Origin of the sequence: Variovorax sp. EL159, from assembly GCF_900100965.1 — a bacterium.
Taxonomy (GTDB): domain Bacteria; phylum Pseudomonadota; class Gammaproteobacteria; order Burkholderiales; family Burkholderiaceae_C; genus Variovorax.
In genome coordinates this window covers 690,482-715,638 of the sequence record NZ_FMUJ01000003.1, presented here as the reverse complement: position 1 = coordinate 715,638, position 25,157 = coordinate 690,482, and the positions used below count along the sequence as shown (strand labels likewise).

The following is a 25,157-nucleotide window of genomic DNA, read 5'->3' as shown; positions in this document are numbered from 1 at the left end:
TCAATGCGCGGTCGATGCGAGAGCCACCGGTGTGCCAGCAATCTGGCGCGCCGTCCTCAAGTGAATTGAGAAAGCTGGGCGACGCTGCCCAGCCGCACTTTTCGCGGAGCCCATGATTATCGCATACTGGCCCATTTTCGAACAAACCCGGCCCTCCCATGACCTCCACACCCCTGCGCGCCGGCCTCGTCGGCTACGGTTTTGCCGGCCAGACCTTCCACGCGCCGGTGCTTTCCGCCGTGCCAGGGCTCGAGCTGGCGGCCGTGGCGAGTTCGCAGCCCGACAAGGTCCGGGTCGATTGGCCGGGCGTCGCGGTGGTGCCCGACGTGTCGGCGCTGGTGGCGCGGGCGGACATCGATCTTGTCGTGGTCGCCACGCCCAATGCCCAGCACTACCCGGTCGCGAAAGCCGCGCTGGAGGCCGGAAAGCACGTGGTGGTGGACAAGCCCTTCACCCTCGATGTGACGGAGGCCAGGGCGCTTGAAGTGTTGTCAAAACGCAACAATCGCGTGCTGGCGGTTTACCAGAACCGGCGTTTCGACGCCGATTTCCTGACGCTCAAGGACGTGCTGGCAAGCGGCGAGCTGGGCCGGCCGGTGTATCTGGAGTCGCATTTCGACCGATTCCGACCCGAAGTGCGCGAGCGTTGGCGTGAGCAGGCCGTGCCGGGATCGGGCCTTTGGGTGGACTTGGGTGCCCATCTGGTCGATCAGGCGATGCAGCTGTTCGGCCGGCCCGATACGTTGCAGCTCGACACCGCCGCCCTGCGCGATGGCGCTGTGGTCGAAGATTACTTTCATGCCGTTTTGCGCTACGAGCGCGGCGCCCACGCGCCGCTGCGCGTCGTCTTGCACGCCACCGCACTCGCGGCCGAGGCTGCGCCGCGCTACATCGTCCACGGCACGCGGGGCAGCTACATCAAGCACGGTGTCGATACGCAAGAAGATGCGCTGCGCGCCGGACAACGGCCGCCAGCGGCAGGGTGGGGCGTCGATCCGCTCGATGGCGAAATCACCGTGATCGGCAGCGACGGCGTGCCGCAGCGGCGTGCCTTGCCGACCCGGGCGGGCAACTACGTCGACTACTACGCCGCGGTGCGCGACGCGATCCTTGGCAATGGCCCCAATCCCGTGCCGCCCGAGCAGGCCGTCGCGTTGATGGAACTGCTCGACATCGGCCGCCAGAGCGCCCTCGAAGGCCGCGCGATCCATACGTCGCGCCCATGAAAAAAGCGCGTCGACCCGCAAGGGCCAACGCGCTTTTGCGACAGAGCCTGGAGCTCAGCCGCCGCGACGCATCATGTCGAAGAACTCGACATTGGTCTTCGTCGCCTTCATGTTCTTGAGCATCAGCTCCATCGACTCGATCTCGTCCATGTTGTACATGAGCTGACGAAGAATGCGGGTCTTCTGCAGGATCTCGGGTGCCAGCAGCAACTCTTCACGGCGGGTGCCGCTGCGGTTGAGCTGGATCGAGGGGAACACGCGCTTTTCGTACAGGCGGCGGTCGAGGTGGATTTCGGAGTTGCCGGTGCCCTTGAACTCTTCGAAGATCACTTCGTCCATGCGGCTGCCGGTGTCGATCAGCGCCGTGCCGATGATGGTCAGCGAGCCGCCTTCTTCCACGTTGCGCGCGGCGCCCAGGAAGCGCTTGGGGCGCTGCAGTGCGTTGGAATCGACACCGCCGGTCAACACCTTGCCCGACGAAGGAACGACGTTGTTGTAGGCGCGGGCCAGACGCGTGATCGAGTCCAGCAGGATCACCACGTCCTTCTTGAGTTCGACCAGGCGCTTGGCGCGCTCGATCACCATTTCGGCGACGTGCACGTGGCGCGCTGCGGGCTCGTCGAAGGTCGAAGCAATGACTTCGCCCTTCACCGTGCGCTGCATTTCGGTCACTTCTTCAGGGCGCTCGTCCACGAGCAGCACCATCATGTGGACGTCGGGGTAGTTGGCACTGATCGCGTGGGCGATGTGTTGCATCATCACCGTCTTGCCGCTCTTGGGCGGCGCCACGAGCAGAGCGCGCTGGCCTTTGCCGATGGGCGCGATGATGTCGATGATGCGGCCGGTGATGTTCTCTTCGCCCTTGATGCCGTCGCGCTCGAGCTTCATCTGCTCCTTGGGGAACAGCGGCGTCAGGTTCTCGAACATCACCTTGTGCTTGTTCTGCTCGGGCGGGCCGTCGTTGACCTTGTCGAGCTTCGTCAGCGCGAAGTAACGCTCGCCGTCCTTGGGCGTGCGCACTTCGCCTTCGATCATGTCGCCGGTGTGCAGGTTGAAACGCCGCACCTGGCTGGGCGAGATGTAGATGTCGTCGGTACTGGCGGTGAAGCTGGTGTCCGGGCTGCGCAGAAAGCCGAAGCCGTCGGGCAGGATTTCGAGCACGCCGTCGGCAAAGACCTGTTCGCCAGCCTTCGCGCGCTTCTTGATGATCGCGAACATCAGCTCCTGCTTGCGCATGCGGCCGACGTTTTCGATCTCAAGCGCTTCAGCCTGCTTGAGGACTTCAGACACGTGGAGTGCCTTGAGTTCGTTTAAGTGCATGGAATGACCCCTCGCGGGGCAATCGAACGGAAAACGGGGGGAGGTTTGATGTGAAGCGAGAACTGCTTCACTAACCGGGGAACTCGAACCGGTTGCCAGAAAGGGCCGGTGATCTGTGGGAGATTATGACAGTAAAAAAGCGCTCCGGCCAACGCATTGCGCGTCGGCCGGGTCAAATGTCGCTCAGGCGAGTTGCTGGTCGATGAAGGCCGTGAGTTGCGCCTTGCTCATTGCACCGACCTTGGTGGCGGCCAGTTGGCCGTCCTTGAACAGCATCAGCGTGGGGATGCCGCGAATGCCAAACTTGGCGGGGATGTCGCGGTTCTCGTCGACGTTCAGCTTGGCGATCTGCAGCTTGCCTTCGTAGGTGGCCGAGACTTCGTCCAGGATCGGGGCGATCATCTTGCAAGGGCCGCACCATTCGGCCCAGTAGTCGACCAGCACCGGCTGGCTGGACTTGAGCACGTCGGCCTCGAAGGAGGAATCGGAGATGTGTTTGATGAGTTCGCTGGCCATGTAATGGGTCCTTGTGCGCAGAGAGTTTCGGTGCAGCTAAAGTGCAGGTCATTGTGACAGAAACCAAGGGGTGGCGCGCCATGCGCAGACGCTATGGCACCGATAGCCAAAGCCCTTTGCGGGTCACCTCCAAGCGCTCTCCAACCCCTCGATAGAACATGAACGAAGGCCACCCTGTACAGGCCCTGTGGTGCGATCCCGCCGACGGCGTCGTCGCGCGGATCGTCCGCGCGCTCGAGCAGCGTCAGCTGCATGCGGCGCGCACTGTCGTGCTGGTGCCTTATGCGCAACTGATGGGTGTGGCGCGCAGCATGTGGGCGCGGTGCGGCAGCCCCGGCTTCGTTCCGCGCTTCGAGACCACGCACAACTGGGCGCGCAGCGCGGGCGGTTTCGTGCCGACCGGCTACGACATCGCGCACGACATGGCCCGCGATCTCGTGACGGCACAGGCGTTGCTGTCGCAGGCCGGCTTCAGCGCCGAACGCTTTGCCCTGGCGGGGCGCGTGGTCGAGTTGGTCTACCAACTGGTGCCGCTTGCGGCCGCCGTGCAACCGGAAGAGCGGGGCGCCGAATGGGCGCAGCGCGCGTCGGCGGTGGCCGAGGCCGGCAGCGAGTCCGAATGGTTCCGCACCGAAAGCGCGCTGATCCGCATCGCCGTCGCGTGGGCCGCGAACTCCGGCTTCGCCACCGATGTGCTGCTGCGCGACAGCACGCGCGATCAGGTCGATGCATTGATCGTGCTCGATGGCTTCCAGACCGACCCTTTGACGCATGCACTCTGCAACCTGTGGGGCGACCGCGCCCTGCATCTTTCGTTGGTGCCTCTCGATGCACCGACCGAGGTTGCGGCTTCGCACGTCGCCCTCGACCCCGAAGACGAAGCCGAACTGGCGGCCGCCTGCGTGCTGCGCCACCTTGCCGAAGACCGTGCGCCGGTCGCGCTGGTCGCCACCGACCGCGCGCTCACGCGCCGCATCAGCGCCCAGCTGAAGGCACAGGGCATCGTCACGCACGACGAGACCGGCTGGAAGCTCTCGACCACCCGCGCTGCCGCAGCATTGATGAGCGCGCTGCGCGCCTGTGCGCATGACGCCGGCAGCGACCAGGTCCTCGAGTGGCTCAAGAGCGGCGCCGGTGGCGACGCGCTGGCCGTCCAGTCGCTCGAAATTCGCCTTCGACGCGAGGGCTTGCGTGACTGGTCAGCCTGGTGTGCCCTGGTGGCTCGCACCGGCGAAATGAAGGACCCGACGCTGCTGCCCTTCACCGAAGCCATCGAGGCACGCCGTGCGCCGATGGCCCGCTCACGCTCGCTGGCCGATTGGCTGCGTGCCCTGCGCGAGTTGCTGGAAGCGAGCGAGCAATGGGAGCCGCTCGCCGACGACCTTGCCGGTGGCAAGGTGATCGCCGCGCTGTGGCTCGATGCCGACGCCCACGGCGATGACGGCGATTTTCCCGGTGGCCGCCACACGCTCGCCGAGTTCACCGCCTGGGTGCGCGACGTACTCGAAGACGCGAGCTTTGTGCCGCCCGCGGGCGACCAGGCGCCCAAGGTCGTGGTCCTGCCGCTCTATCAGCTGCTGGGTCGTGCATTCGGCGCCGTGGTCATCCCTGGTTGCGACGATCGGCGCCTGCCGGCATCGCCCGAACCCCCCGGCAACTGGAGCGCAGCCCAGCGTGCCGAGCTGGGCCTGCCTTCGCGCGACACGCTCGAGGCCGCGCAGCGCGCCGCCTGGAGCGCGGCGCTGCACAACCCCTCCTGCGAGATCGTCTGGCGCCAGTCCGATGCCACCGGCGAGCCGGTACGCCCGAGCCCGCTGGTGCAGGCGCTGCATCTCGACCACGCCTTGCAGTCCGCCGCCGACCCGCGCATGGAACGCGAAGTTGCCGTGCAGCCCACCGCGTGCCCCGCGCCGTCCGGTGCCTTGTTGCCCTTGCTGAACATCTCGACCAGCGTGTACGAGGACCTGCGCCGCTGCCCCTATCGCTTCTTTGCGCTGCGGCAGTTGGGCCTGCGCAGCGCTGACGAGCTCGATGCCGAGATCGACAAGCGCGATTTCGGCAACTGGCTGCACGCCGTGCTGGGGCATTTCCATGAGGCAATGCTCGAAGCGCCGACGCAAGATGCACAGGCGCGCATCGCACTCATCGAAAGCGCGGCGCAGCGCGCAACGCAGGAACTCGGGCTGTCCGAGGCCGAGTTCCTGCCGTTCGCTGCCGCGTGGCCGGCCGTGCGCGAGGGCTACCTCGAATGGCTCGTCGGGCACGAGGCGAGCGGGGCGGTCTTCATCGAGGCCGAACCCTGGAAGGAGCAGCCGCTGGGCGACCTGCGGCTGATCGGCCGGCTCGACCGCATCGACCGCACAACCGACGGCAAGGCCTTCGTGATCGACTACAAGACCGAGTCCACCACCGTTTCCAGGGAGCGCGTGAAAGACCCGACCGAAGACACGCAGCTCGCGTTCTATGCCGCCCTGGTGGCCGACGACACCCTGCGCGCGGCCTACGTGAACGTGGGCGAAAAATCTTCCGGCACGCAGACCGTCGAGCAACCCGCCGTGGTCGAAGCAAGGGACGCACTGGTGGCCGGCATCATCAGCGACTTCACCCGCATCGCGCAGGGCGCGGCATTGCCGCCGCTGGGGGAGGGCGCGGTCTGCGACTACTGCGCTGCGCGTGGCCTTTGCCGCAAGGACTTCTGGAGCGACGAGGCGCTTCGGCCTACGGTTCCCGAAGAGCGGGCGCCGTCCCTTCAGGGTGTCCCGACAGTCGGAGGCGATGCGAAATGAGCGGCGCAGCCTACGAACACAACGGCAAGCACGTCACCCGCGAGGCGTTCTACACCGTCGCCTGCGATCCGCGCCGCTCGGTCGCGGTCGAAGCCTGCGCCGGCGCGGGCAAGACCTGGATGCTGGTGTCGCGCATCGTGCGCGCGTTGCTCGAAGAGGGCGACTCGGCCTGCGAGCCGCACGAGATCCTGGCCATCACCTTCACCAAGAAGGCCGCTGGCGAAATGCGCGAGCGGCTCGACCAGTGGCTCGAACAGTTCGCTGAACAGGCCCCCGAAGAGCTGGTGAAGCAGCTCGTGATGCGCGGGGTCGAACCCGCGGCGGCGCTGTCCGCCGTGCCGCGTCTGCAGGGCCTCTATCGACGCCTGCTCGAAGGCGGCAGGCCGGTGCAGTTCCGTACCTTTCATGCCTGGTTCGCGGGGCTGTTGCGCAATGCGCCGCTGGCGGTGCTGCGCGAGCTGGGCTTGCCGTCCAACTACGAACTGCTCGAAGATGATGCCGAGGCGCGCAGCCACACCTGGCGGCCGTTCTTCGAGGCCGTCACGGCCGACAAGAGCGCGCTGGCCGACTACTACGCCGTCGTCGCCACGCACGGCCGCTCGCAGACAGCCAAGGCCTTGAGCGAAGCGCTGTCCAAGCGCGTCGAGTTCTCGCTCGCCGATGCGGAGAACGCGGTCCAGCACTTCAGCGTGCTCCATTCATCGCTGGCCGGCATGGACCAGCCGACCGACGCCTTGCGCGGCGAACCGGTCCGTCGCCGCTGGCTCGACCGCGCCGCCGCGCTAGGCCGCGAAAGCAACAAGACGCCGCAGAAGGCGGCCGAGGCCATCATCGACGTGTTCGGTGTCGGCGAGCCCGAGAGCGAATCGCGGGTGGCTGCACTGGCGCACCTGCGCAAGAATTTCTTCGTTGCGAGCGAAGACCGCCTCAACAAGAACCTGCAGAAATTCCCCGCGGCCCAGGAGGCCGAAGCCGAGCTGCAGGTGTTGTGCGCTGCACAGGCGCAGCACGCGGCATGGCTCTATCAGCAGCGCATGACGCGGCTCACGCGCATCCTGATTGCCGCCTTTGCCGAGGTGAAGCGCGCGCACGGCTGGGTCGACATGAACGACGTCGAACAGGCCGCGCAGTTGCTGCTTGGCCAGTCGGCGCTGTCGGGGTGGGTGCAGGAGCGGCTCGACGCGCGCATCGCGCACCTGCTGATCGACGAGTTCCAGGACACCAACCCGCTGCAATGGCAGGCGCTTTACGGCTGGCTCAGCGCCTACACCGGTGCGCAGGGCCGTGCGCCGCGCGTCTTCATCGTGGGCGATCCGAAGCAGAGCATCTACCGTTTTCGCCGTGCCGAGCCACAAGTGTTCATTGCCGCCAAGAAGTTCGTGCGCGAAGGGCTCGACGGCGAGCTGCTCAATTGCGATCACACCCATCGCAACGCACGCGGGGTCGTCGGGTTGGTCAATGCGGCAATGCTGGCTGCGCAAGAGGCTGGTGAGTTCGACGGCTACCGCGCTCACACCACCGAGCGCGGCGACGATGGCGAGCTGCTCAAGCTGCCGCCCATCGACCGCGATGCAGTCGGTTCGGCCGCCGAAGCAGCGCCCGCGGACGACGGCATGCTGCATTGGCGCGACAGCCTCGTCACGCCGCGCGTGCTGCCCGAAGAGCAACTGCTGCAGAAAGAATGCGAGCAGGCCGCGCGCTGGGTCGCGCAGCGCATCGCCGACGGCACGCCGCCGCGGCAGATCATGGTGCTGGCGCGCCGGCGCAGTCGCCTGTCCGCCATGCAGGACGCACTGCGGCAGCGCCACATCCCCGTGCAGCAGCCCGAAAAGAACGAGCTGCATGACGCACCTGAAGTGCAGGACGTGGTCGCGCTGATCGACGCGCTGGTTTCGCCCGCGCACGATCTTTCGCTGGCGCAGGCGCTCAAGTCGCCGCTGTTCGGCATCGATGACGAGGCACTGGTGCAATTGGCGTTGCGCCAGCGTGAGCGCCCTTCAGCCAGCTGGTTCGGCCTGATCCAGAAGGGCGAGGGCTTGCCGCCGGTGCTGGTTGAGGCGGGCGCCAGGCTCAGGAAGTGGCAGCGCTGGTTGATGTCGCTGCCGCCTCACGACGCGCTCGATGCGATCTTTCATGACGGCGATGTGCTGGCGAAGTTCGGCGCCGCAGTGCCCGCCGCCATGCGGCAAAGCGCGCTGGCCAACCTGCGCGGCTTGCTGTCGGCGTCGCTCGATATCGAAGGCGCGCGTTTCGCCACGCCTTATGCGTTGGTGCGCGCCCTGCGTGCCGGCGGCGTGCGTGCGCCATCCGTCGCCGCACCCGATGCGGTGCAACTGCTGACCGTGCACGGTGCAAAGGGGCTGGAGGCGGACACCGTCCTGATGCTCGATTGCGATGCCGCACCACCGCGCGCGCAAACCATGGGCGTGCTGGTCGAATGGAAGGGCAGCGACAGTGCTCCGACGCGTTTCGTGTTTCTCGCGAGCGAGAAGACGCCGCCTGCCTGCGCAGCGACCTTGCTCGAGGATGAGCAGCGCGCGCGCCGTCGCGAAGAACTCAATGGCCTGTACGTTGCAACCACGCGGGCGCGCGAACGGCTCGTGCTGTCTTCGGTGCGGCCGGCGCGCGCCAACGAAGGCAGTTGGTGGACGCGGTTGGAGCCGCTGTGCGAGCCCACCGAGGCCGATGAGCCGCTGGTCGCGCTGCCCGTCGAGACCAGCGTCGCCAGCTTCTCGATGAAGCGGATGCCGGTTCTCCCCGTCGCTGCTGAACAGCCCTCCGCCAAGAAGGCTGCGGATGCCACGGTCGATGCGCGCGCTGCAGCCTTCGGCCAGGCCATGCACCGGCTGCTCGAATGGGCCGTGCCCGGCGAGCCGCTGCCGCCGGCCCACGTGCGTGCCGCGGCGCGGGAATTCATGCTCGATGCGCAGCAGGCGCGCGGCGCCGCGACACTGGCCGAGCGCATCCGCGCGGGAGCCGGCGCCTGGGTGTGGGACGATCGCCGGGTCGACTGGCATGGCAACGAAGTCACGCTGGTCCATGAAGGGGAGACCTTGCGCATCGACCGGCTGGTGCGTGAGCGCGCCAGCGGTGCCTGGTGGATCCTCGACTACAAATCTGCCGCGCGCCCTGAACGGGACGCGGCGTTGATCGCACAGATGCAGCGCTATCGCGCGGCAGTGCAACATGCCTACCCTGGTGCCACGGTCCGCGTCGCGTTCCTCACCGGGCAGGGCGAACTGGTAAATCTCGAATGACTGTTTCTCCTGTCGTCGCCGTGATCGGCGGCGGACCCGCCGGCCTGATGGCGGCTGAAGTTCTCAGCGCGTCCGGTGCGCAAGTGCATGTGTACGACGCCATGCCCTCGGTGGGGCGCAAGTTTCTGCTGGCTGGCCGTGGCGGCCTGAACCTCACGCATTCGGAGCCTTTCGACGTTTTCATGAGCCGCTTCGGCGAACGCCGCGCGCAGCTCGAACCGATGCTCGCCCAGTTCGGACCGCAGCAAGTGCGCGAATGGGCAGCGGGCCTGGGCGTCGAGACCTTCGTCGGTACGTCGGGCCGGGTGTTTCCGACCGACATGAAGGCTGCGCCGCTGCTGCGCGCGTGGCTGCAGCGGTTGCGCGCGGCGGGCGTGCAGTTCCACATGCGCCATCGGTGGCTGGGCGGCGAGCACATCGATGCAGCGGCATTGCGATTTGCAACGGCGGCAGGCGAGGTCACGGCAAAGGCCGACGCCGCGGTGCTGGCGTTGGGCGGCGCCAGTTGGGTGCGGCTGGGCTCCGATGGCGCGTGGGCGCCGTGGCTGGAGGCCTGCGGCGTAGGTGTCGCGCCGCTGCTGCCCGCCAACTGCGGGTTCGACGGCGCCGGCTGGAGCGAGCATTTCTCCAGCCGCTTTGCGGGACAGCCTTTCAAGTCGGTCGCGATTTCTTTCACCGACAGCCAGGGGCGCCGCTTTGCACGCAAGGGTGAATTCGTTGCGACGGCCACGGGCATCGAGGGCAGCCTGATCTACGCCGCGTCCGCGCTGTTGCGAGACGAGATCGCCGCGAATGGCAGTGCGACGCTGTTGCTGGACCTGCTGCCCGATCGCAGCGCAGAGCAGGTGCTGGCTGCGGTGAAGCATCCGCGCGGCGCGCGTTCCCTGAGCAGCCACCTCAAGAGCCGCCTCGGACTGGAAGGCATCAAGGCAGGTGTGCTGCACGAGGCATTGAGCCGCGAAGCGATGCAAGACCCGGTGCAACTGGCGGCAACGATCAAGGCCGTGCCGTTGAGGCTGGTTGCAACTCGACCCATCGATGAAGCGATCAGCACGGCCGGTGGCGTGCGCTTCGATGCGCTCGACGAGCAGCTCATGGCGAGCGCGTTGCCTGGCGTGTTCGTCGCAGGGGAGATGCTGGACTGGGAAGCGCCGACCGGCGGCTATCTGCTGACGGCCTCGATGGCCAGCGGCGCGGCGGCCGCGCGCGGCGCGATCCAGCGGCTGGGCCTGTGAGGGCCTTTTGCCGGTGGATGTTCTGTCGCTGAGTGTGTTTGCAAACCTCGTTTTATTTCGCATTGGAATGAAACGAGGCCGCTGAAGAGGTTGACGAGCCTTACCCCTGGCACTGACTACGCAGTTAGGGCTGCTTGGTTCCCCACCTGACCCGGTTGGCCACTTCACCATGCAGGGAGGCCCGTCAGCGGGGATTGTAACCCGCCGGGGTGTGCCCACTCCGTATCGCTTCTCCTTCTCCTGCCGGGGCCACAGCAGCAGCCCGGCAGAGGCGGTTCCGTGGTGCTCTGCAAAGGATGCAAGCCTTTTTTCATTGCAGTGCGGGTTCGAGGACCGTCGCCGCGCCTTTTAGAATGCCCGCAATGTCTTATCTCGTGCTCGCTCGCAAGTTCCGTCCGAAAACCTTCGGTGAGATGGTCGGCCAGGGGCATGTGGTCCAGGCGCTCGAGAACGCGCTGACCACGCAGCGCCTGCATCACGCCTATCTTTTCACCGGCACGCGGGGCGTGGGCAAGACCACGGTCTCGCGCATCCTGGCGAAGTCGCTCAACTGCCAGGGCCCGGACGGGCAGGGCGGCATCACCGCCACGCCGTGTGGTGTCTGCCAGGCCTGCCGCGACATCGATTCGGGTCGCTTCGTCGACTACACCGAGCTCGACGCGGCCTCCAACCGCGGTGTGGACGAAGTCCAGTCGCTGCTCGAACAAGCCGTCTACAAGCCGGTGCAAGGGCGCTTCAAGGTCTTCATGATCGACGAAGTGCACATGCTGACCAACACCGCGTTCAACGCGATGCTGAAGACGCTCGAAGAGCCGCCCGAGTACCTCAAGTTCGTGCTGGCCACGACCGATCCGCAGAAGGTGCCGGTCACGGTGCTGTCGCGTTGCCTGCAGTTCAACCTGCGGCCGATGGCACCCGAGACGGTGCTAGAGCACCTGACCAGCGTGCTGCAGACCGAGCAGGTACCCGCCGAGCCGCAAGCACTGCGCCTGCTGGCACGCGCCGCACGCGGTTCGATGCGCGATGCGCTCTCGCTGACCGATCAGGCCATTGCATTCGGCAATGGCGAACTGCTCGAAGCCGGTGTGCGACAGATGCTCGGCAGCGTCGATCGCGGTCACGTGTTCCGCCTGATCGAAGCGCTGGCCCAGGGCGATGGCAAGACGGTGGTCGATACCTCCGAGGCGCTGCGCCGCGACGGCATGTCCGCCGCCTCCACGCTCGAGGAAATGACGGCGGTGCTGCAGGCCATGGCCGTGCTTCAGGCCGTGCCTTCGCGGGTCGAGTCCGCCGATTCGGCGACCGACCCCGACGCGGCGGACACCGCGCGGCTTGCATCGCTGATGCCGGCCGACGAAACCCAGTTGCTCTACAGCCTGTGCCTGCACGGCCGTGGCGAGCTGGGCCTGGCGCCCGACGAATACGCTGCGCTGACCATGGTGTTGCTGCGGCTCCTGGCCTTCAAGCCTTCCAATGCGGCTGCTGCGACAGCCTCCCCGGAAAAAAAAACTCTGAATGAAGCCGCGGTCGCGGCGCCGACGGCTCAGCCGCGCATCGCGCCCCCCGTTCCGGCACCTGCGCCTGCGGCTGAATTCCCGGCTGCGCCCGCCCCGACACCCCCAAGACCGGCCCCGGCACCAGCCGCGCAGTCGGTTCTGGCCCCCGCAGGACAGCGCCTTTCGGTGGTCGACGAGCCCTTGCGGCAGCCCGCACCCCGGAGCGAGAGCGCAGCGGAGGCCCCGGCCAAGGTCGTCGGCGTTCCTATCCGCGTGCAGCCGCCACCCGGTGCGCGCGATGCGCCCCGCGCCGAAGAATCGCGCAGCACCTACACCCCCATCCCGACCAGCGAAGACGGCGACTTCTGGTACGCCACGGTCACGCAGCTGGTTGCCGCCGAAGCCGTCGCGGCCCTGGCCCGCGAGCTGGCCCTGCAGTCGCAACTGGTGGCGCGCGACACCGACCAGTGGATGCTGCGCATCGAGCGCGAAACGCTCAACCAGCCGTCCAGCCGCGAAAAGCTGACCGCCGCATTGAATGCGCTCGGCCACGACGTCAAGCTGGTCATCGAAATCGGTGGGGTGGTCGATAGCCCCGCGCGCCGCAACAAGCAGGCCGCCGACGAGCGCCAACGCGTGGCCGAAGAGGCCATCCACAACGACCCCGAGGTGCAGGCGCTGATGCGCGACTTCGATGCGAAGATCGTGCCCGGAACGCTCAAGCCGGCCTGATCCGCGAGCGGCAACAATCTTGGGTCGGCCCTTGCGGTACTTCAGCCCGGCCACCATCTCTCTTATCCTTCTTCCACTTTCCAACCAATCAGGACCAACGATGTTCAACAAAGGACAACTGGCCGGCCTCATGAAGCAGGCGCAGGCAATGCAGGACAACCTCAAGAAGGCCCAGGAAGAACTGGCGCACATCGAGGTCGAAGGCGAATCCGGCGCCGGCCTCGTCAAGGTCGTCATGACCTGCAAGCACGACGTCAAGCGCATCACCATCGACCCCAGCCTGCTGGCCGACGACAAGGACATGCTCGAAGACCTCGTGGCTGCGGCCTTCAACGCCGCCGTGCGCAAGGCGGAAGAAACCAGCGAGCAGAAGATGGGCAAGCTCACTGCTGGCATGCCGGGCCTCCCGCCGGGCATGAAGCTGCCGTTCTGAGCCATTGATGGCAGACGCCAGTTCGCTCGACGCGCTGGTCGATGCGCTGCGTCGCCTGCCCGGCGTCGGCGTCAAGTCGGCTTCGCGCATGGCCTTCCACCTGCTGCAGCACGACCGCGAGGGTGCGCAGCTGCTTGCACGCGCATTGCAGCAGGCCGCCGGCAACGTGCGGCATTGCGAGCTTTGCAACACCTTCACCGAAGCGCCGATCTGCAGTGTCTGCATGGACTCGCGGCGCGACGGAACCAAGCTTTGCGTGGTCGAGACGCCGGCCGACCAGGCCGCGCTCGAGCGCACCGGTGCGTTCCGTGGCTATTACTTCGTGCTGATGGGCAAGCTCAGTCCGCTCGACGGCATCGGGCCCAACGACATCGGCCTGAAGAAGCTCTTCGAGCGTGCGCTCGACGGCACGGTGAGCGAGGTGATCCTTGCCACCAACTTCACCGCGGAAGGCGAAGCCACCGCGCACGTGATCGGTGAAACGCTCAAGCAGCGCGGGCTCAACGTGACGCGCCTTGCGCGTGGCGTGCCGGCCGGCAGCGAGCTCGAATACGTGGACCTCGGCACCATCGCGCACGCACTGGTCGACCGCCGGTAAAAAAGCCCTGACGGGGCACTGCGCGCCGCGCAACGGAGACAAATCGACATGACTTTTTCATTGCTCACGGTAGCCTACTGGTGCGTGTTCATTGCCTGCGGATTGCCGTACCTGGCCGCATGGATCGCCAAGGCCGGCAGCTTCGGTCCGCGCGACAACCTGCACCCGCGCGACTGGGCCGCAAAGCAGAGCGGCTGGCGTGCACGTGCCAACAGCGCGCAGGCCAACAGCTTCGAGGGCTTGCCGTTCTTCATCGGCGCGGTGGTCATCGCGCATCAACTCGGTGTGGCGCAGGCGCGGCTCGACATGCTCGCGGTGGCTTACGTGGTGCTGCGCGTGATCTATCTGGGCCTTTACATCAAGGGCATCGGCGCTGCGCGCAGTGCGGTCTGGTCCCTCGCGTTCATCGTCAACATCGCGATCCTTTTTCTCGCGCGATAGACGCGCATCGCAGGCCTGCGAGAGGCCTTCGTGCTTACGTAAAAACCCGCACGGGATGACCCCGATGCAGGCGCATGAGGGCGCCCCTAAGCTCGATTCAGTTCACAGGAATCACAGAGCCCTCAGGCACCGTTCATGCTCCATCGCCGCACCCTTATTTCTGCTTCCGCCATTGCCGCCGCAACGATCGCATTGCCGCGTGTCTTTGCGCAGCAGGCGAAGCTGGAGAAGACCAAGGTCTCCATCGCGGTCGGTGGCAAGGCGGCGTTCTATTACCTGCCGCTCACCATCTCCGAGCAGCTCGGCTACTTCAAGGCCGAAGGCCTCGAAGTGGAGATCTCCGACTTTGCAGGCGGCGCACGCGCGCTGCAGGCCGTGGTCGGTGGCTCGGCCGACGTGTGCTCGGGCGCCTACGAACACACCATCAACCTGCAGGCCAAGAACCAGTTCTTCCAGGCCTTCGTGCTCCAGGGCCGTGCACCGCAGATCGCAGTGGGCGTGTCGACCAAGAACATGGCGGGCTACACTGGCATCGCCGATCTCAAGGGCAAGAAGATCGGTGTCTCGGCACCGGGCTCATCGACCAACATGGTGGCCAACCTCGTGCTCTCGCGCGGCGGCCTGAAGGCGAGCGATGTGAGCTACATCGGCGTGGGCGTGGCGGCCGGTGCGCTCACGGCATTGCGCTCGGGCCAGATCGACGCCATCAGCAACACCGACCCGGTGATGACGATGCTCGAGCAGAAGGGCGACGTGAAGATCATCAGCGACACGCGCACGCTCAAGGGCACGCAGCAGGTGTTCGGTGGCACGATGCCCGCGGCCTGCCTCTACGCATCGACCGAGTTCATCCAAAAGAATCCCAACACCTGCCAGGCGCTGGCCAATGCCATCGTGCACGGGCTCAAGTGGCTGCAGACGGCGGGGCCGGGCGACATCATCAAGACCGTGCCCGAGACCTACCTGCTGGGCGACCGCGCGCTGTACCTCGCGTCGTTCGACAAGGTGCGCGAATCGATCGCCACCGACGGCCTCGTGCCGACCGACGGGCCCAAGACGGCGCTCACGGCCATCGCGAGCTTCGACACTTCCGTGAAGGCCGACAAGATCGACCTCTCCAAGACCTACACCAACGATTTTGCAAGGCGCGCGAAAGACAGGTTCAAAGCCTGACTGCGAACGTCCCGCGACCCGGCCCAGGCCGGGTTTTTTATGCCATGTCCGACTACGCCCTCGAACTTCTCTCCATCAGTTGCACCTTTCACTCGAAGGACGATCCGGGTCAGCGCTACACGGCCGTGGCCGACACCACGCTGCGCATCCGGGCCGGGGAGTTCGTCTCGGTGGTCGGGCCCACGGGCTGCGGCAAGTCGACACTGCTGAACGTGGGAGCCGGCCTGCTTGAACCGTCTTCCGGCACGGTGAATATCTTCGGAAAGACGCTCTCGGGCGTCAATGCACGCGCCGGCTATATGTTCCAGACCGAGGCGCTGATGCCGTGGCGCAGCGCCATCGACAACGTGATGGTGGGCCTGCAGTACCGCGGCGTGCCCGATGCCGAAGCACGCAAGCAGGCCGAGGCGTGGCTGTCGCGCGTGGGGCTTTCGGGCTTCGGCGACCGCTACCCGCACCAGCTCTCGGGCGGGATGCGCAAGCGCGTGGCACTGGCGCAGACGCTGGTGCTCGACCCCGACATCATCCTCATGGACGAGCCCTTCAGCGCACTCGACATCCAGACGCGCCAGTTGATGGAAAACGAGGTGCTGGAACTCTGGAGCGCGAAGAAGAAGGCCGTGCTGTTCATCACGCACGACCTCGACGAGGCGATTGCAATGAGCGACCGCGTGGTGGTGTTGTCGGCCGGCCCGGCGACGCATCCGATCGGCGAGTTCGCCATCGACCTTGCGCGCCCGCGCGACGTGGCAGAGGTTCGCACGCAGCCGCGCTTCGTCGAACTGCACACCCAGATCTGGGAAGTACTGCGCGACGAGGTGCTCAAGGGCTACGCGCAGCAACTGAAGAAGGCCGCGTGATGTCGCGCCTCAATGAACGCAACGCGCGCATCTGGCAACTGGCATTGCTGGTGGTGATCCTGGTGGCGTGGCACCTGGCTTCACGCAATCAGCAGTTCGCCTTCTTCGTCGGCGAGCCGATCCAGGTGGCGGGGCGCATCTGGAGCTGGTTCCTGCCGTTCGAGGTGTCACCCAACGCGCTGTTTCCCGAAGGGCTGAAGGGCAACGCCGACATCTACCTGCACCTGGGCACCACGCTGCTCGAGACGGTGCTGGCCTTCGGCATCGGCACCGTGCTGGGGCTGGCCTGCGGGCTCTGGCTGGCGCTCGCGCCCACGGCGAGCATGATCCTCGACCCTTACATCAAGGCCGCCAACTCGATGCCGCGCGTGATCCTGGCGCCCATCTTCGCGCTGTGGTTCGGCCTGGGCATCTGGAGCAAGGTGGCGCTGGCGGTCACGCTGGTGTTCTTCATCGTGTTCTTCAACGTCTACCAAGGCGTGCGCGAAGTCAGCCCGGTGGTGCTGGCCAACGCGAAGATGCTGGGTGCCAACCAGCGGCAGTTGCTGCGCACGGTGTACCTGCCGAGCGCGACGAGCTGGGTGTTCTCGAGCCTGCACACCTCCGTCGGCCTGGCCTTCGTGGGCGCGGTGGTGGGCGAGTACCTGGGCTCGGCGCGGGGCGTGGGCTACCTGATCCTGCAGGCCGAAGGGACCTTCGACGTCAACACTGTGTTCGCCGGCATCGTGGTGCTCACGGCCTTTGCGCTGGTGCTCGATGGCGTCGTCGGTCTGATCGAAAAGCGCCTCATGAAGTGGCAGCCCAAGACGGGCGAAACCGAGAAGTTGTAGCGCCCGGGCGTATCGGCCCAGAGCCCTCACCGTGCGATGATCGCGCCCGCGCCGGGGGGCGCAACAACGACTTATGGGGGTGAATCTTGAAACACAACAAGAATGAACGCGCGAGCACCTTGCGCAGGCGTGGCGAGTCGGCCAGGGTCTTGAACGAAGAGCTTTTCTTCGATCTGGTCTATGCGTTTTCAGTCACGCAACTGTCCCACTACCTGCTGGACCACCTGACGCTGCTTGGCGCGCTTCAGACGCTGGTGATGTGGTTCGCGGTCTGGCTCGGCTGGCAGTACACGGCCTGGGCGACCAACTGGTTCAACCCCGGCACGCTGCGCATCCGGGGCGTCCTGTTCGGAATCATGCTGCTGGCATTGGCGATGGCTTCGGCCCTGCCCGGTGCCTTCGCCGAACGAGGCTTGGTCTTTGCGCTGTGCTTCGCGGGCATCCAGGTCGGCCGCACGCTCTGCATGCTGATCGCGGTCGGGCGCAACCACGCGTTGGCACCCAACTTCCGGCGCCTGCTGGCCTGGAACTGCGTGGCCGCGGTGTTCTGGATCGCAGGTGGCTTTGCGGAAGGGCAGACGCGCCTGGCCCTGTGGTTCGGCGGCGTGCTGTGCGAATACATCGCGCCGATGATCGGGCTGCGGTTTCCGGGGCTGGGGCGTTCGTCGACGGCCGACTGGACGATCGACGGCGGCCATCTGGCCGAGCGTTGCCAGCTGTTCGTGATCGTGGCGCTGGGCGAATCGGTGCTGGCCACCGGCATCGCATTCGGGCATCACGCCGAATGGCATTCGATGGATCTGTTCGCGCTGCTAGTGAGCTTCGCGGGCAGCCTGGCCATGTGGTGGATGTACTTCGACACCAGCGCGAAAGAGGCCACGCACGTCATCGAGCACTCGAGCGACCCCGGTGGCGTCGGTGCCAAGTTTCACTACACGCACGTGATCCTGGTGGCCGGCATCATCGTGTCGGCGGTGGCCGATGAACTGGTGATCGGCGAGGGGTCGCACCACGCGGAGTGGAAGTACCTCGGAGCCCTGCTCGGCGGGCCGGCGCTCTACCTGTTCGGCAACGCGCTGTTCAAGCGGGTGGTGCGTGGCTTCTTGCCGCAGTCGCACCTCTACGGGCTGGCCTTGCTTGCGGTGCTGGCGATCTTCGCGCCGCACCTGTCGATGCTGGTGGTGGGCACGCTCACGACGGTGGTGATGATCGCCGTGGCGGCACTGGAGGCCGTGGTGCGTCGCCGGGCGTGGGCTGCGGAGTCGCACCCGCAGCACTGAATGTCGTCCGATGCCTGCCAGGGCTGTGCCCGGCAGGTTTTTCGCGTCAGTGCTTCTTCTTCGCCGGCGTCTTGACTGGCGTGCCGCCGCGCTTTTCGCGCACGACCTGCTGCTTGCTGCTGGCGGGCACCTTCACGATCTGGCCGCCACGCGAGGCGGCTGCCTTCGCCGGCGCCGCGCCACCGCGCTTGGCGGGAGGTGCCGCCGTGTGGCCGCCGCGGGCAGCCACCGACACGCCGGCACCCGCACGGGCCGCGACCGTCGCACGAACCGGCAGATACACCACCACGCTGTAGCCACGCTTGAAGGCATGGTTCGGCTTCACGTCGTTCCATTCGGCGACGTTGGTGGGCTTGAGGTTGTAGCGGCGCGCGATGCTTGCCACGTTGTCGTTGCGTCCGGCCTTGACGGTCGTGCGGCGGTTGACGATCTCGGGTTGGAAGCTCAGGTGGCCCTCGTCGGCCACCACGGCGGCCACGTCTTCCTTGACGCGGGCGCCGCGCGGCACGATGAGTGTCGAGCCCGCCTTGATGAGCATGCGCGGCGGCACGTTGTTGATTGCGCGCAGGTCGCTCTCGCTCATGCCCGAGCGCTGGGCCGCGTCGGCGACCGTCATGGTGGTGGGCACCACCCAGGCCGTCCAGCTGGCGTACTGGCCTTGCGCATAGGCATCGAAGTTGCGCTGGAACACGGCCGCGTTGTCCCACGGCAGCAGGATCTGCGGTGTGCCGGCGGCGATCAGCACCGGCTTGTGCGCGGCCGGGTTGAGCGCGCGGAAGTCTTCGAGCCGCACGTCGGCCAGCTTGGCCGCCAGTTCGACGTCGAGGTCGCGCGTGAGCGTGACGGTCTGGAAGTAGGGGTGGTTGGCGATCAGCGGCAGTTCGGTGTTGAACGCCTGCGGATTGGCCACGATGTTCTTCACCGCCTGCAGCTTGGGCACGTACATGCGCGTCTCGGCGGGCATGGTGAGGTCGCTGTAGGTGGTGGGCAGGCCCAAGCGCTGGTTCTTGGCGATGGCGCGGCTCACGCTGCCTTCGCCCCAGTTGTAGGCGGCCAGGGCGAGTTGCCAGTCGCCGAACATGCCGTAGAGCTTTTGCAGGTAGTCGAGCGCGGCGCGCGTCGAGGCCAGCACGTCGCGGCGGTCGTCGCGGAAGATGTTCTGCTTCAGGTCGAAGTCGGTGCCGGTGGCGGGCATGAACTGCCACATGCCGGCGGCGCGCGCGCTCGAGATGGCCTGCGGATTGAATGCGCTCTCGATGTAGGGCAGCAGGGCCAGTTCGGTCGGCATGTTGCGCCGCTCGAGTTCCTCGACGATGTGGAAGATGTACTTGTTCGAGCGCTCGGTCATGCGCTGGATGTAGTCGGGCCGGCTGGCATACCACTGCTCGCGATCACGCACCATGTCGTTGTCGAGGTTGGGCATCTTGAAGCCACGGCGGATGCGGTCCCACATGTCGACCGGCGGCGCGAGCGTGACCACGCTCTGCGAATGAGCCTGGCTGCTCGAAAGGGGGGTGAGGGCGTCGCGCGGGTAGACCGGAGAGGTGCTGCCTGCGGCTTGGGGAGAGGTCGAAGAGGGTGTGGAGCTGTTGTTCGTGGTCGCGCAGCCCGCGAGCACCAGTGAACCTGCAAGGCAGGTGGCAGCGATAAATTTCATCGGAAGTCGTTTTTCCATTGGCGCAGTGCGGCAAACACATCGGCTTCGCCTGCATCGGCAGAAAGCTCGGCATGGGCACGCACCGCTCGAAGGACGGTGGCTTCGCGGCTGCGAAGAAAGGGGTTGATCCGGCGTTCAGTCGCCAGTTGCGACGGCAGTGTGGGCTGCCCCTGTGCGCGCAGGCTTTCGCAGCGCGCGTTGTAGTGAGTCAGATCGTCGTTGGCGGGTTCCACCGCACGAGCGAAACGCAGGTTAGCAAGTGTGTATTCGTGGGCACAGCACACGCGCGTGTCGCCCGGCAGCGCCGCGAGCGCATCGAGCGAGGCCAGCATCTGCGCGGGCGTGCCCTCGAACAGGCGGCCGCAGCCGCCGGAGAACAGCGTGTCGCCGCAGAACAGCAGTGGCGCCTGTCCCGCCGTTGCCGGCAGGAAGTAGGCGATGTGGCCGGCCGTGTGGCCCGGCACGTCGATGACCTGGAAGCGCAGGCCGAGCACCTCGGCGGTGTCGCCTTGCGAAAGCGGCGTGAAGGGCTCCGGGATGCGTTCGCGTGCGGGGCCCCACACCGGTGCGCCCGTGGCGGCGTGCAGCGCGGCCACGCCGCCGGTGTGATCGGCATGGTGGTGCGTGACTAGAATCGCGGCCAGCTGCAGCTTGTGGCGCGCCAGCGCGTCGAACACCGGTTGGGCATCGCCCGGGTCCACCACGATTGCGTTGGGTCCGTCGTGCAGCATCCAGATGTAGTTGTCAGCGAAGGCGGGCAGCGGAACGAGGGTCATGAGCGGTCAAATTATAGGTTTGCAGGATTGGTTCGCGACCCCCCCCGGCCGCTACCTGCTGGCGTGGGAGCAGGCCCAGTTCGACCAGGCGGTGGCCGATGTGTTCGGCTACCACGCGCTGCAGCTGGGCGCGGCGGAGGTCGATGGCCTGCGCGCCAACCGCATGCCGCACCGCTGGCTGGCGCTGGACGACTCGGCCCGGGCCGGCAAGGCGACGCTGCTGGCCGACTTCGCGGCGCTGCCGTTCGCGGCCAACAGCCTCGACCTGGTGGTGATGCCGCATGCGCTGGAGCTGAGCCCCGACCCGCACGCCACGCTGCGCGAGGTCGAGCGGGTGCTGGTGCCGGAGGGCCGCGTGGTGATCTGCGGGCTGAACCCGACCAGCCTCTGGGGCATGCGGCAGCGCCGCGCGCACATCTACCGCAAGCTCGGTATCGGCGACCTGTTCCTGCCGGAAGGCGGGGAGTTCATCGGCTACTGGCGCATGCGCGACTGGCTGCGGCTGCTGAGCTTCGAGGTGGAATCGGGCCGCTTCGGCATCTACCGGCCGGCCGTGCGCAGCGAAGCCTGGCTGGAGCGTTCGCGCTGGATGGACGCGGCCGGCGAGCGCTGGTGGCCGATCTTTGGCGCGGCGTACTTCCTGGTTGCGGTCAAGCGGGTGCGCGGCATGCGCCTGCTGAGCGCCGACTGGCGCCGCGCCGGCGCCCGCGCAACGGCCCCCGTGCCCATCGCCGGCAAGGTGCATCGCCATGAGGCCGGCAAGAATTGAAGACGAATGAATTGAATGAATGATCGAATCGAAAGCAGAAGGAAAAGCCAGTTTGAATGAAGTCGTGATCTACACCGATGGCGCGTGCAAGGGCAATCCGGGCCCGGGAGGCTGGGGCGCATGGCTCAAGTCGGGCGCCACCGAAAAGGACCTGTTCGGCGGTGAACTCAACACCACCAACAACCGCATGGAGCTGACGGCCGTCATCGAGGGCCTTGCCGCCCTCAAGCGGCCCTGCAAGGTGCTGCTGTACCTGGACAGCCAGTACGTGCGCAAGGGCATCACCGAATGGATTCGCGGCTGGAAGGCCAAGGGCTGGATGACCGCCGGCAAGCAGCCCGTGAAGAACGTCGAGCTCTGGCAGCGGCTCGACAAGCTGGTGGCCGAGGGCGGTCACCAGATCGAATGGCGCTGGGTCAAGGGCCATTCGGGCGATCCGGGCAACGAGCGCGCCGACATGCTGGCCAACAAGGGCGTTGACAAGGCATTGGGACGCATCTGATCGATTGAGCCCTGGCTCGTTCGTGGAACACCGCGGAACCGGCTCTGCCGGACCGCGGGTGTTGCCCCCGGCGAGGGGGTTGGCGAAGCGACACGAAGTGCGCGAAGCCTGGGGGAGTACCTAGATACAGCCGTCGAACATCATCACGTCCACCTCGTCGCCCGCCGCGACGGGGCCCTGGTCGTGATGCAGCACCACGAGCCCGTTGGCTTCGAGCATCGAGCTCAAGACGCCCGAGCCCTGGTTGCCCGCAACGCACACCTCGGGCAATGCGCCCGCCACCGCCTTGACGAATCCGCGCTGGTACTCGGTGCGGCCCGGCTTCTTGCGGATCGCGCTTGCGCTGCGTGCCCGCAGCAACGGCGGCGGTGCGGCTGCGGCCTCGTGGCAGCCCATCATGCGCAGCAGCGCCGGCCGCACGAAGGCCAGGAAGGTCACCATCACCGCGACCGGGTTGCCGGGCAGGCCGAACAGCACCGCTGGCTGCTGTGACGGGGCTTCATCGCGCGGAATCAACCCCACGGCCAGCGGCCGTCCGGGCCGCATCGCCACGCGCCAGAAGGCCATGTCGCCCAATTGCTGCATCACGTCGCGCGTGTGGTCGGCCGCGCCGGCGCTGACGCCACCGCTGGTGATGATGGCGTCGGCCTCGCGTGCGGCGCGTTGCAGCGTGGCGGCCAGCGTGGCGGGGTCGTCGCGCACGAGGCCGAGGTCGATCACTTCGCAGCCCAGCCGCGCCAGCAGGCCGAACACGGTGTAGCGGTTGCTGTCGTACACGGCGCCTTCGCGCGGCGCATCGCCAAGGCTCAGGATTTCGTCGCCGGTCGAGAAGCAGGCAACGCGCAGCCGCCGCAGCACGGGCACGCTGGCCAGGCCCAGGCTGGCGACCATGCCGAGCGCGGCGGGCGAGAGCCGCTCGCCGCGGCGCAGTGCGGCCTGGCCTTTCATCAGGTCTTCGCCGGTGAAGCGGCGGTTGTCGCCGCGGCGCAGCACCTTGGCCGGAAAGCTCACGCGGTCGTCTTCGACGTTGCAGAACTCCTGCGGGATCACGGTGTCGAGGCCGGGCGGCATCATCGCGCCGGTCATGATGCGGACCGCATCGTGGGCGCCGAGCGCGCCGCGCCAGGCCGAGCCGGCCAGCGCCGTGCCCGCCACGCGCAGGCAGATCGAGGCATCGATCGGTGCATCCTGCGGCAGCATCGCGCCATCGAAGGCGTAGCCGTCCATGGCGGAGTTGTCGTGCGGCGGCACGCTGATGGGCGAGACGATGTCTTCGGCCAGCACGCGGCCCAGGGCCTCGAAGAGCGGAACGCTTTCGCGCTGCGTCACGGCTGCCGATGCGGTCAGCTCCGAAAGAAAGGCCTGCACCGCATCGACGCTGAGGTCGGCGGCGTCATAGGCCGGCAGGGCGGCGGCAATGTCTGCGATGCGGCTCATCGGTTTTCGAGGGCTTGCAGTTCAGCCAGGGTGTTGGCGTTGAAAAAGGCGTCGGGCGCATCGCCGGGCCGGTCGAAGGGCACGGCCACGGTGCGGTGCTGGGCGGTCCATGCGTGGACTTTGCGGCCGCCGGCTTCGGTGAAGCGGCGCAGGCTGTCGTGCAGGTCGGCGCGCAGAAGACAGAAGACGGGCTGGGGGCGCAGCAAAGGCGGCGTGGCGTTGTCGGCTGCTGCTTCGGGTGCGCTGGCCATGGCGATCTCGGCGCTGGCGGCGGCGGCCGTTTCGGCGAGGCGGGCCACCAGGTCGAGCGGAAACAGCGGCGTGTCGCAAGGCACGGTCAGCAGCCAGGGCGTGGTGCAGTGCGCAAGACCAGTCAGAAAGCCCGCGAGCGGGCCCGGATAGTCGGCCACGCTGTCGGGCCATACCGGCACGCCGAAGGCCTCGTAATCGGCCAGGTTGCGGTTGGCATTGACCATGAGCGGCCCGACCTGCGGGACCAGCCGCCGCATCGCATGCAGCGCCAGCGGCTCGCCGTTGAAAAGCTGCAGGCCCTTGTCGACGCCGCCCATGCGCGAACCGCGTCCGCCGGCCAGCAGCAGGCCGGTAATGTCGGCGGGTGCGATGGCATGCGCAGGCATGGCTACCGCCTGCGTCATCCGCCGATGTAGCTCATCTCGACGCGGCGCGGTGCCTTGTCGTTGGCATTGCTGCTGTCGTCGTGGTGGTTGTCCGGGCCGCGCAGCGCGCGAAGCTCGGAGTAGCGGTCGGCACGGCCCTGCCAGATGTGGCCGATGGCGGACGCAATCTCGTCGTCGCTGGCGGTGCCGCGCAGCAGCGGGCGCAGGTCGTGGCCGGCGCTGGCGAAGAGGCACAGGTACAGCTTGCCCTCGGTCGACAGGCGCGCGCGGCTGCAGTCGTGGCAGAAGGCCTGGGTCACGCTGCTGATCACGCCGACTTCGCCGCCACCGTCCGCGTAGGCCCAGCGCTGGGCGGTTTCGCCGGGCGTGCTGGCTTCGAGCGGCACGAGCGGGAATTCGGCGGCGATGCGCGCGATGACATCGGCCGAGGGCAGCACCTCGTCCATGCGCCAGCCGTTGGTGGCGCCCACGTCCATGTATTCGATGAAGCGCAGCACCACGCTGCCGCCGTGGTGCTCGCGGAAGTAGCGCGCCATCGGCAGGATCTCCTGGTCGTTGGCGCCGCGCTTGACCACCATGTTGACCTTGATCGGCCCGAGGCCGGCGGCCCGTGCGGCGTCGATGCCGGCCAGCACGTCGGCCACCGGAAAGTCGACGTCGTTCATGTGGCGGAACACGGCGTCGTCGAGGCTGTCCAGGCTCACCGTCACGCGCCGCAGGCCGGCGGCCTTCAGGGCAGCGGCCTTGCGCGCGAGCAGCGATCCGTTGGTGGTGAGCGTGAGTTCCAGCGGCTCGCCGCCGGGTGTGCGGAGTTCGGCGAGCTGTTCGATCAGCCCCTCGATGTTCTTGCGCAAGAGCGGCTCGCCGCCGGTCAGGCGGATCTTGCGCACGCCGTGCGCCGCGAACAGGCGGGCCAGGCGCGTCATTTCCTCGAAGCTCAGCAGCGCGCTGTGCGGCAGGTACTTGTAGTCCTTGTCGAACACGTCCTTCGGCATGCAGTAGCTGCAGCGGAAGTTGCAGCGGTCGGTCACGCTGATGCGCAGGTCGGTCAGGGGACGGCCGAGGCGGTCGAGCAGCAGGCCGGTGGCCGGCACGGCCACCTCGGGCACCGCGACGGCGGGGCGCAAATGGCCGACCTCGGTGATCGGGATGACGGTGCTGCTGCTGTTCTTCATGGTGGAGACGAACGCCGATT

At 67.0% G+C, this 25,157-nt stretch carries 21 protein-coding genes and 1 other RNA gene; 14 read left to right on the top strand and 8 right to left on the bottom strand.

The annotated features are described in order from the left end of the window. Window positions 1–158: 158 nt before the first annotated feature. On the top strand, window positions 159–1,226 hold the full coding sequence (locus BLQ28_RS15410) for an oxidoreductase (protein ID WP_093240814.1): 1,068 nt from the start codon (window positions 159–161) through the stop codon (window positions 1,224–1,226). Window positions 1,227–1,280: 54 nt separating this feature from the next. On the opposite strand, the gene rho is transcribed toward BLQ28_RS15410, so the two are convergent. Together rho and trxA are read right to left on the bottom strand one after the other, a co-directional pair. Then, window positions 1,281–2,546 carry a transcription termination factor Rho gene (gene rho, locus BLQ28_RS15405; RefSeq protein WP_081266259.1) on the bottom strand — a complete coding sequence of 422 codons (1,266 nt, stop codon included), beginning with the start codon at window positions 2,544–2,546 and terminating at the stop codon, window positions 1,281–1,283. Between the two features lie 183 nt (window positions 2,547–2,729). Continuing rightward, window positions 2,730–3,062 (bottom strand): thioredoxin TrxA, encoded by a 333-nt coding sequence (trxA, locus tag BLQ28_RS15400; protein ID WP_042578306.1) that lies wholly within the window; start codon window positions 3,060–3,062, stop codon window positions 2,730–2,732. Between the two features lie 158 nt (window positions 3,063–3,220). On the opposite strand from trxA, the gene BLQ28_RS15395 reads away from it, so the two are divergent. Genes BLQ28_RS15395 through BLQ28_RS15385 form a run of 3 tightly spaced genes read left to right on the top strand, consistent with a single transcriptional unit; the run spans window position 3,221 to window position 10,340 of the window. Then, complete coding sequence (locus BLQ28_RS15395) at window positions 3,221–5,848, top strand: PD-(D/E)XK nuclease family protein (RefSeq protein WP_093240813.1); 2,628 nt, start codon at window positions 3,221–3,223, stop codon at window positions 5,846–5,848. Continuing rightward, window positions 5,845–9,105, top strand: a complete 3,261-nt coding sequence (locus tag BLQ28_RS15390) for a UvrD-helicase domain-containing protein (RefSeq protein ID WP_093240809.1) — start codon at window positions 5,845–5,847, stop codon at window positions 9,103–9,105. Before BLQ28_RS15395 ends, BLQ28_RS15390 begins: the two co-directional genes overlap by 4 nt. Next, window positions 9,102–10,340, top strand: coding sequence for a TIGR03862 family flavoprotein (locus tag BLQ28_RS15385; protein ID WP_093240806.1), 1,239 nt, complete (start codon window positions 9,102–9,104; stop codon window positions 10,338–10,340). Before BLQ28_RS15390 ends, BLQ28_RS15385 begins: the two co-directional genes overlap by 4 nt. Window positions 10,341–10,429: 89 nt before the next feature. Here the strand turns inward: BLQ28_RS15385 and ffs are convergent. Further along, window positions 10,430–10,526: signal recognition particle sRNA small type (gene ffs, locus BLQ28_RS15380), an RNA gene on the bottom strand. 176 nt (window positions 10,527–10,702) lie between these two features. On the opposite strand from ffs, the gene dnaX reads away from it, so the two are divergent. The 8 genes from dnaX to BLQ28_RS15340 all read left to right on the top strand — a co-directional run bounded on the left by dnaX (window position 10,703) and on the right by BLQ28_RS15340 (window position 18,183). Continuing rightward, window positions 10,703–12,568 carry a DNA polymerase III subunit gamma/tau gene (gene dnaX, locus BLQ28_RS15375; protein WP_093240801.1) on the top strand — a complete coding sequence of 622 codons (1,866 nt, stop codon included), beginning with the start codon at window positions 10,703–10,705 and terminating at the stop codon, window positions 12,566–12,568. Window positions 12,569–12,668: 100 nt separating this feature from the next. Continuing rightward, a complete protein-coding gene (locus BLQ28_RS15370; RefSeq protein ID WP_007836669.1) occupies window positions 12,669–13,001 on the top strand; it encodes a YbaB/EbfC family nucleoid-associated protein in 333 nt (110 codons plus the stop codon). A gap of 7 nt (window positions 13,002–13,008) precedes the next feature. Continuing rightward, window positions 13,009–13,599, top strand: coding sequence for a recombination mediator RecR (recR, locus tag BLQ28_RS15365; protein ID WP_093240798.1), 591 nt, complete (start codon window positions 13,009–13,011; stop codon window positions 13,597–13,599). A 48-nt stretch (window positions 13,600–13,647) separates the two neighbouring features. After that, complete coding sequence (locus tag BLQ28_RS15360; protein ID WP_093240795.1) at window positions 13,648–14,040, top strand: MAPEG family protein; 393 nt, start codon at window positions 13,648–13,650, stop codon at window positions 14,038–14,040. Between the two features lie 135 nt (window positions 14,041–14,175). Then, window positions 14,176–15,213 (top strand): ABC transporter substrate-binding protein, encoded by a 1,038-nt coding sequence (locus BLQ28_RS15355; protein ID WP_093240793.1) that lies wholly within the window; start codon window positions 14,176–14,178, stop codon window positions 15,211–15,213. A gap of 44 nt (window positions 15,214–15,257) precedes the next feature. Next, a complete protein-coding gene (locus BLQ28_RS15350) occupies window positions 15,258–16,073 on the top strand; it encodes an ABC transporter ATP-binding protein (protein WP_093240791.1) in 816 nt (271 codons plus the stop codon). Further along, window positions 16,073–16,903 carry an ABC transporter permease gene (locus BLQ28_RS15345; RefSeq protein ID WP_093240788.1) on the top strand — a complete coding sequence of 277 codons (831 nt, stop codon included), beginning with the start codon at window positions 16,073–16,075 and terminating at the stop codon, window positions 16,901–16,903. The genes BLQ28_RS15350 and BLQ28_RS15345 overlap by 1 nt, the downstream gene beginning before the upstream one ends. Window positions 16,904–16,989: 86 nt before the next feature. Then, complete coding sequence (locus BLQ28_RS15340) at window positions 16,990–18,183, top strand: low temperature requirement protein A (RefSeq protein WP_093240787.1); 1,194 nt, start codon at window positions 16,990–16,992, stop codon at window positions 18,181–18,183. Window positions 18,184–18,229: 46 nt separating this feature from the next. Here the strand turns inward: BLQ28_RS15340 and BLQ28_RS15335 are convergent, their stop codons facing one another. Further along, window positions 18,230–19,840 (bottom strand): transglycosylase SLT domain-containing protein, encoded by a 1,611-nt coding sequence (locus tag BLQ28_RS15335; RefSeq protein WP_093240785.1) that lies wholly within the window; start codon window positions 19,838–19,840, stop codon window positions 18,230–18,232. Then, the gene (gene gloB / locus BLQ28_RS15330) at window positions 19,837–20,616 is read right to left on the bottom strand and encodes a hydroxyacylglutathione hydrolase (protein ID WP_093240783.1); all 780 of its coding nucleotides are present in this window, start codon (window positions 20,614–20,616) and stop codon (window positions 19,837–19,839) included. The genes BLQ28_RS15335 and gloB overlap by 4 nt, the downstream gene beginning before the upstream one ends. Here gloB and BLQ28_RS15325 point away from each other — a divergent pair. Together BLQ28_RS15325 and rnhA are read left to right on the top strand one after the other, a co-directional pair. Continuing rightward, window positions 20,615–21,385 (top strand): class I SAM-dependent methyltransferase, encoded by a 771-nt coding sequence (locus BLQ28_RS15325; protein ID WP_256327307.1) that lies wholly within the window; start codon window positions 20,615–20,617, stop codon window positions 21,383–21,385. The two genes, gloB and BLQ28_RS15325, sit on opposite strands and share 2 nt — an antisense overlap. 52 nt (window positions 21,386–21,437) lie before the next feature. Further along, window positions 21,438–21,887 (top strand): ribonuclease HI, encoded by a 450-nt coding sequence (gene rnhA, locus BLQ28_RS15320; RefSeq protein WP_093241719.1) that lies wholly within the window; start codon window positions 21,438–21,440, stop codon window positions 21,885–21,887. A gap of 120 nt (window positions 21,888–22,007) precedes the next feature. Here rnhA and glp read toward each other — a convergent pair whose 3' ends face one another. Genes glp through moaA form a run of 3 tightly spaced genes read right to left on the bottom strand, consistent with a single transcriptional unit; the run spans window position 22,008 to window position 25,137 of the window. Next, entirely contained in the window at window positions 22,008–23,324 is a 1,317-nt protein-coding gene (gene glp, locus BLQ28_RS15315; RefSeq protein ID WP_093240779.1) for a molybdopterin molybdotransferase MoeA, read from the bottom strand. Continuing rightward, complete coding sequence (gene mobA / locus BLQ28_RS15310; protein WP_256327306.1) at window positions 23,321–23,962, bottom strand: molybdenum cofactor guanylyltransferase MobA; 642 nt, start codon at window positions 23,960–23,962, stop codon at window positions 23,321–23,323. The genes glp and mobA overlap by 4 nt, the downstream gene beginning before the upstream one ends. A gap of 14 nt (window positions 23,963–23,976) precedes the next feature. Beyond that, window positions 23,977–25,137, bottom strand: coding sequence for a GTP 3',8-cyclase MoaA (gene moaA, locus BLQ28_RS15305; RefSeq protein ID WP_093240775.1), 1,161 nt, complete (start codon window positions 25,135–25,137; stop codon window positions 23,977–23,979). Window positions 25,138–25,157 lie beyond the last annotated feature (20 nt).

What these genes read in the sequence shown, in the direction of transcription:
- BLQ28_RS15385 (WP_093240806.1), top strand. Translation starts at nt 9,102, where the DNA reads ATGACTGTTTCTCCTGTCGTCGCCGTGATCGGCGGCGGACCCGCCGGC.
- trxA (WP_042578306.1), bottom strand. Translation starts at nt 3,062, where the DNA reads ATGGCCAGCGAACTCATCAAACACATCTCCGATTCCTCCTTCGAGGCC.
- dnaX (WP_093240801.1), top strand. Translation starts at nt 10,703, where the DNA reads ATGTCTTATCTCGTGCTCGCTCGCAAGTTCCGTCCGAAAACCTTCGGT.
- BLQ28_RS15350 (WP_093240791.1), top strand. Translation starts at nt 15,258, where the DNA reads ATGTCCGACTACGCCCTCGAACTTCTCTCCATCAGTTGCACCTTTCAC.
- BLQ28_RS15325 (WP_256327307.1), top strand. Translation starts at nt 20,615, where the DNA reads ATGAGCGGTCAAATTATAGGTTTGCAGGATTGGTTCGCGACCCCCCCC.
- BLQ28_RS15345 (WP_093240788.1), top strand. Translation starts at nt 16,073, where the DNA reads ATGTCGCGCCTCAATGAACGCAACGCGCGCATCTGGCAACTGGCATTG.
- recR (WP_093240798.1), top strand. Translation starts at nt 13,009, where the DNA reads ATGGCAGACGCCAGTTCGCTCGACGCGCTGGTCGATGCGCTGCGTCGC.
- BLQ28_RS15360 (WP_093240795.1), top strand. Translation starts at nt 13,648, where the DNA reads ATGACTTTTTCATTGCTCACGGTAGCCTACTGGTGCGTGTTCATTGCC.
- BLQ28_RS15395 (WP_093240813.1), top strand. Translation starts at nt 3,221, where the DNA reads ATGAACGAAGGCCACCCTGTACAGGCCCTGTGGTGCGATCCCGCCGAC.
- glp (WP_093240779.1), bottom strand. Translation starts at nt 23,324, where the DNA reads ATGAGCCGCATCGCAGACATTGCCGCCGCCCTGCCGGCCTATGACGCC.
- rho (WP_081266259.1), bottom strand. Translation starts at nt 2,546, where the DNA reads ATGCACTTAAACGAACTCAAGGCACTCCACGTGTCTGAAGTCCTCAAG.
- BLQ28_RS15410 (WP_093240814.1), top strand. Translation starts at nt 159, where the DNA reads ATGACCTCCACACCCCTGCGCGCCGGCCTCGTCGGCTACGGTTTTGCC.
- mobA (WP_256327306.1), bottom strand. Translation starts at nt 23,962, where the DNA reads ATGCCTGCGCATGCCATCGCACCCGCCGACATTACCGGCCTGCTGCTG.
- moaA (WP_093240775.1), bottom strand. Translation starts at nt 25,137, where the DNA reads ATGAAGAACAGCAGCAGCACCGTCATCCCGATCACCGAGGTCGGCCAT.
- gloB (WP_093240783.1), bottom strand. Translation starts at nt 20,616, where the DNA reads ATGACCCTCGTTCCGCTGCCCGCCTTCGCTGACAACTACATCTGGATG.
- BLQ28_RS15355 (WP_093240793.1), top strand. Translation starts at nt 14,176, where the DNA reads ATGCTCCATCGCCGCACCCTTATTTCTGCTTCCGCCATTGCCGCCGCA.
- BLQ28_RS15335 (WP_093240785.1), bottom strand. Translation starts at nt 19,840, where the DNA reads ATGAAATTTATCGCTGCCACCTGCCTTGCAGGTTCACTGGTGCTCGCG.
- BLQ28_RS15370 (WP_007836669.1), top strand. Translation starts at nt 12,669, where the DNA reads ATGTTCAACAAAGGACAACTGGCCGGCCTCATGAAGCAGGCGCAGGCA.
- BLQ28_RS15390 (WP_093240809.1), top strand. Translation starts at nt 5,845, where the DNA reads ATGAGCGGCGCAGCCTACGAACACAACGGCAAGCACGTCACCCGCGAG.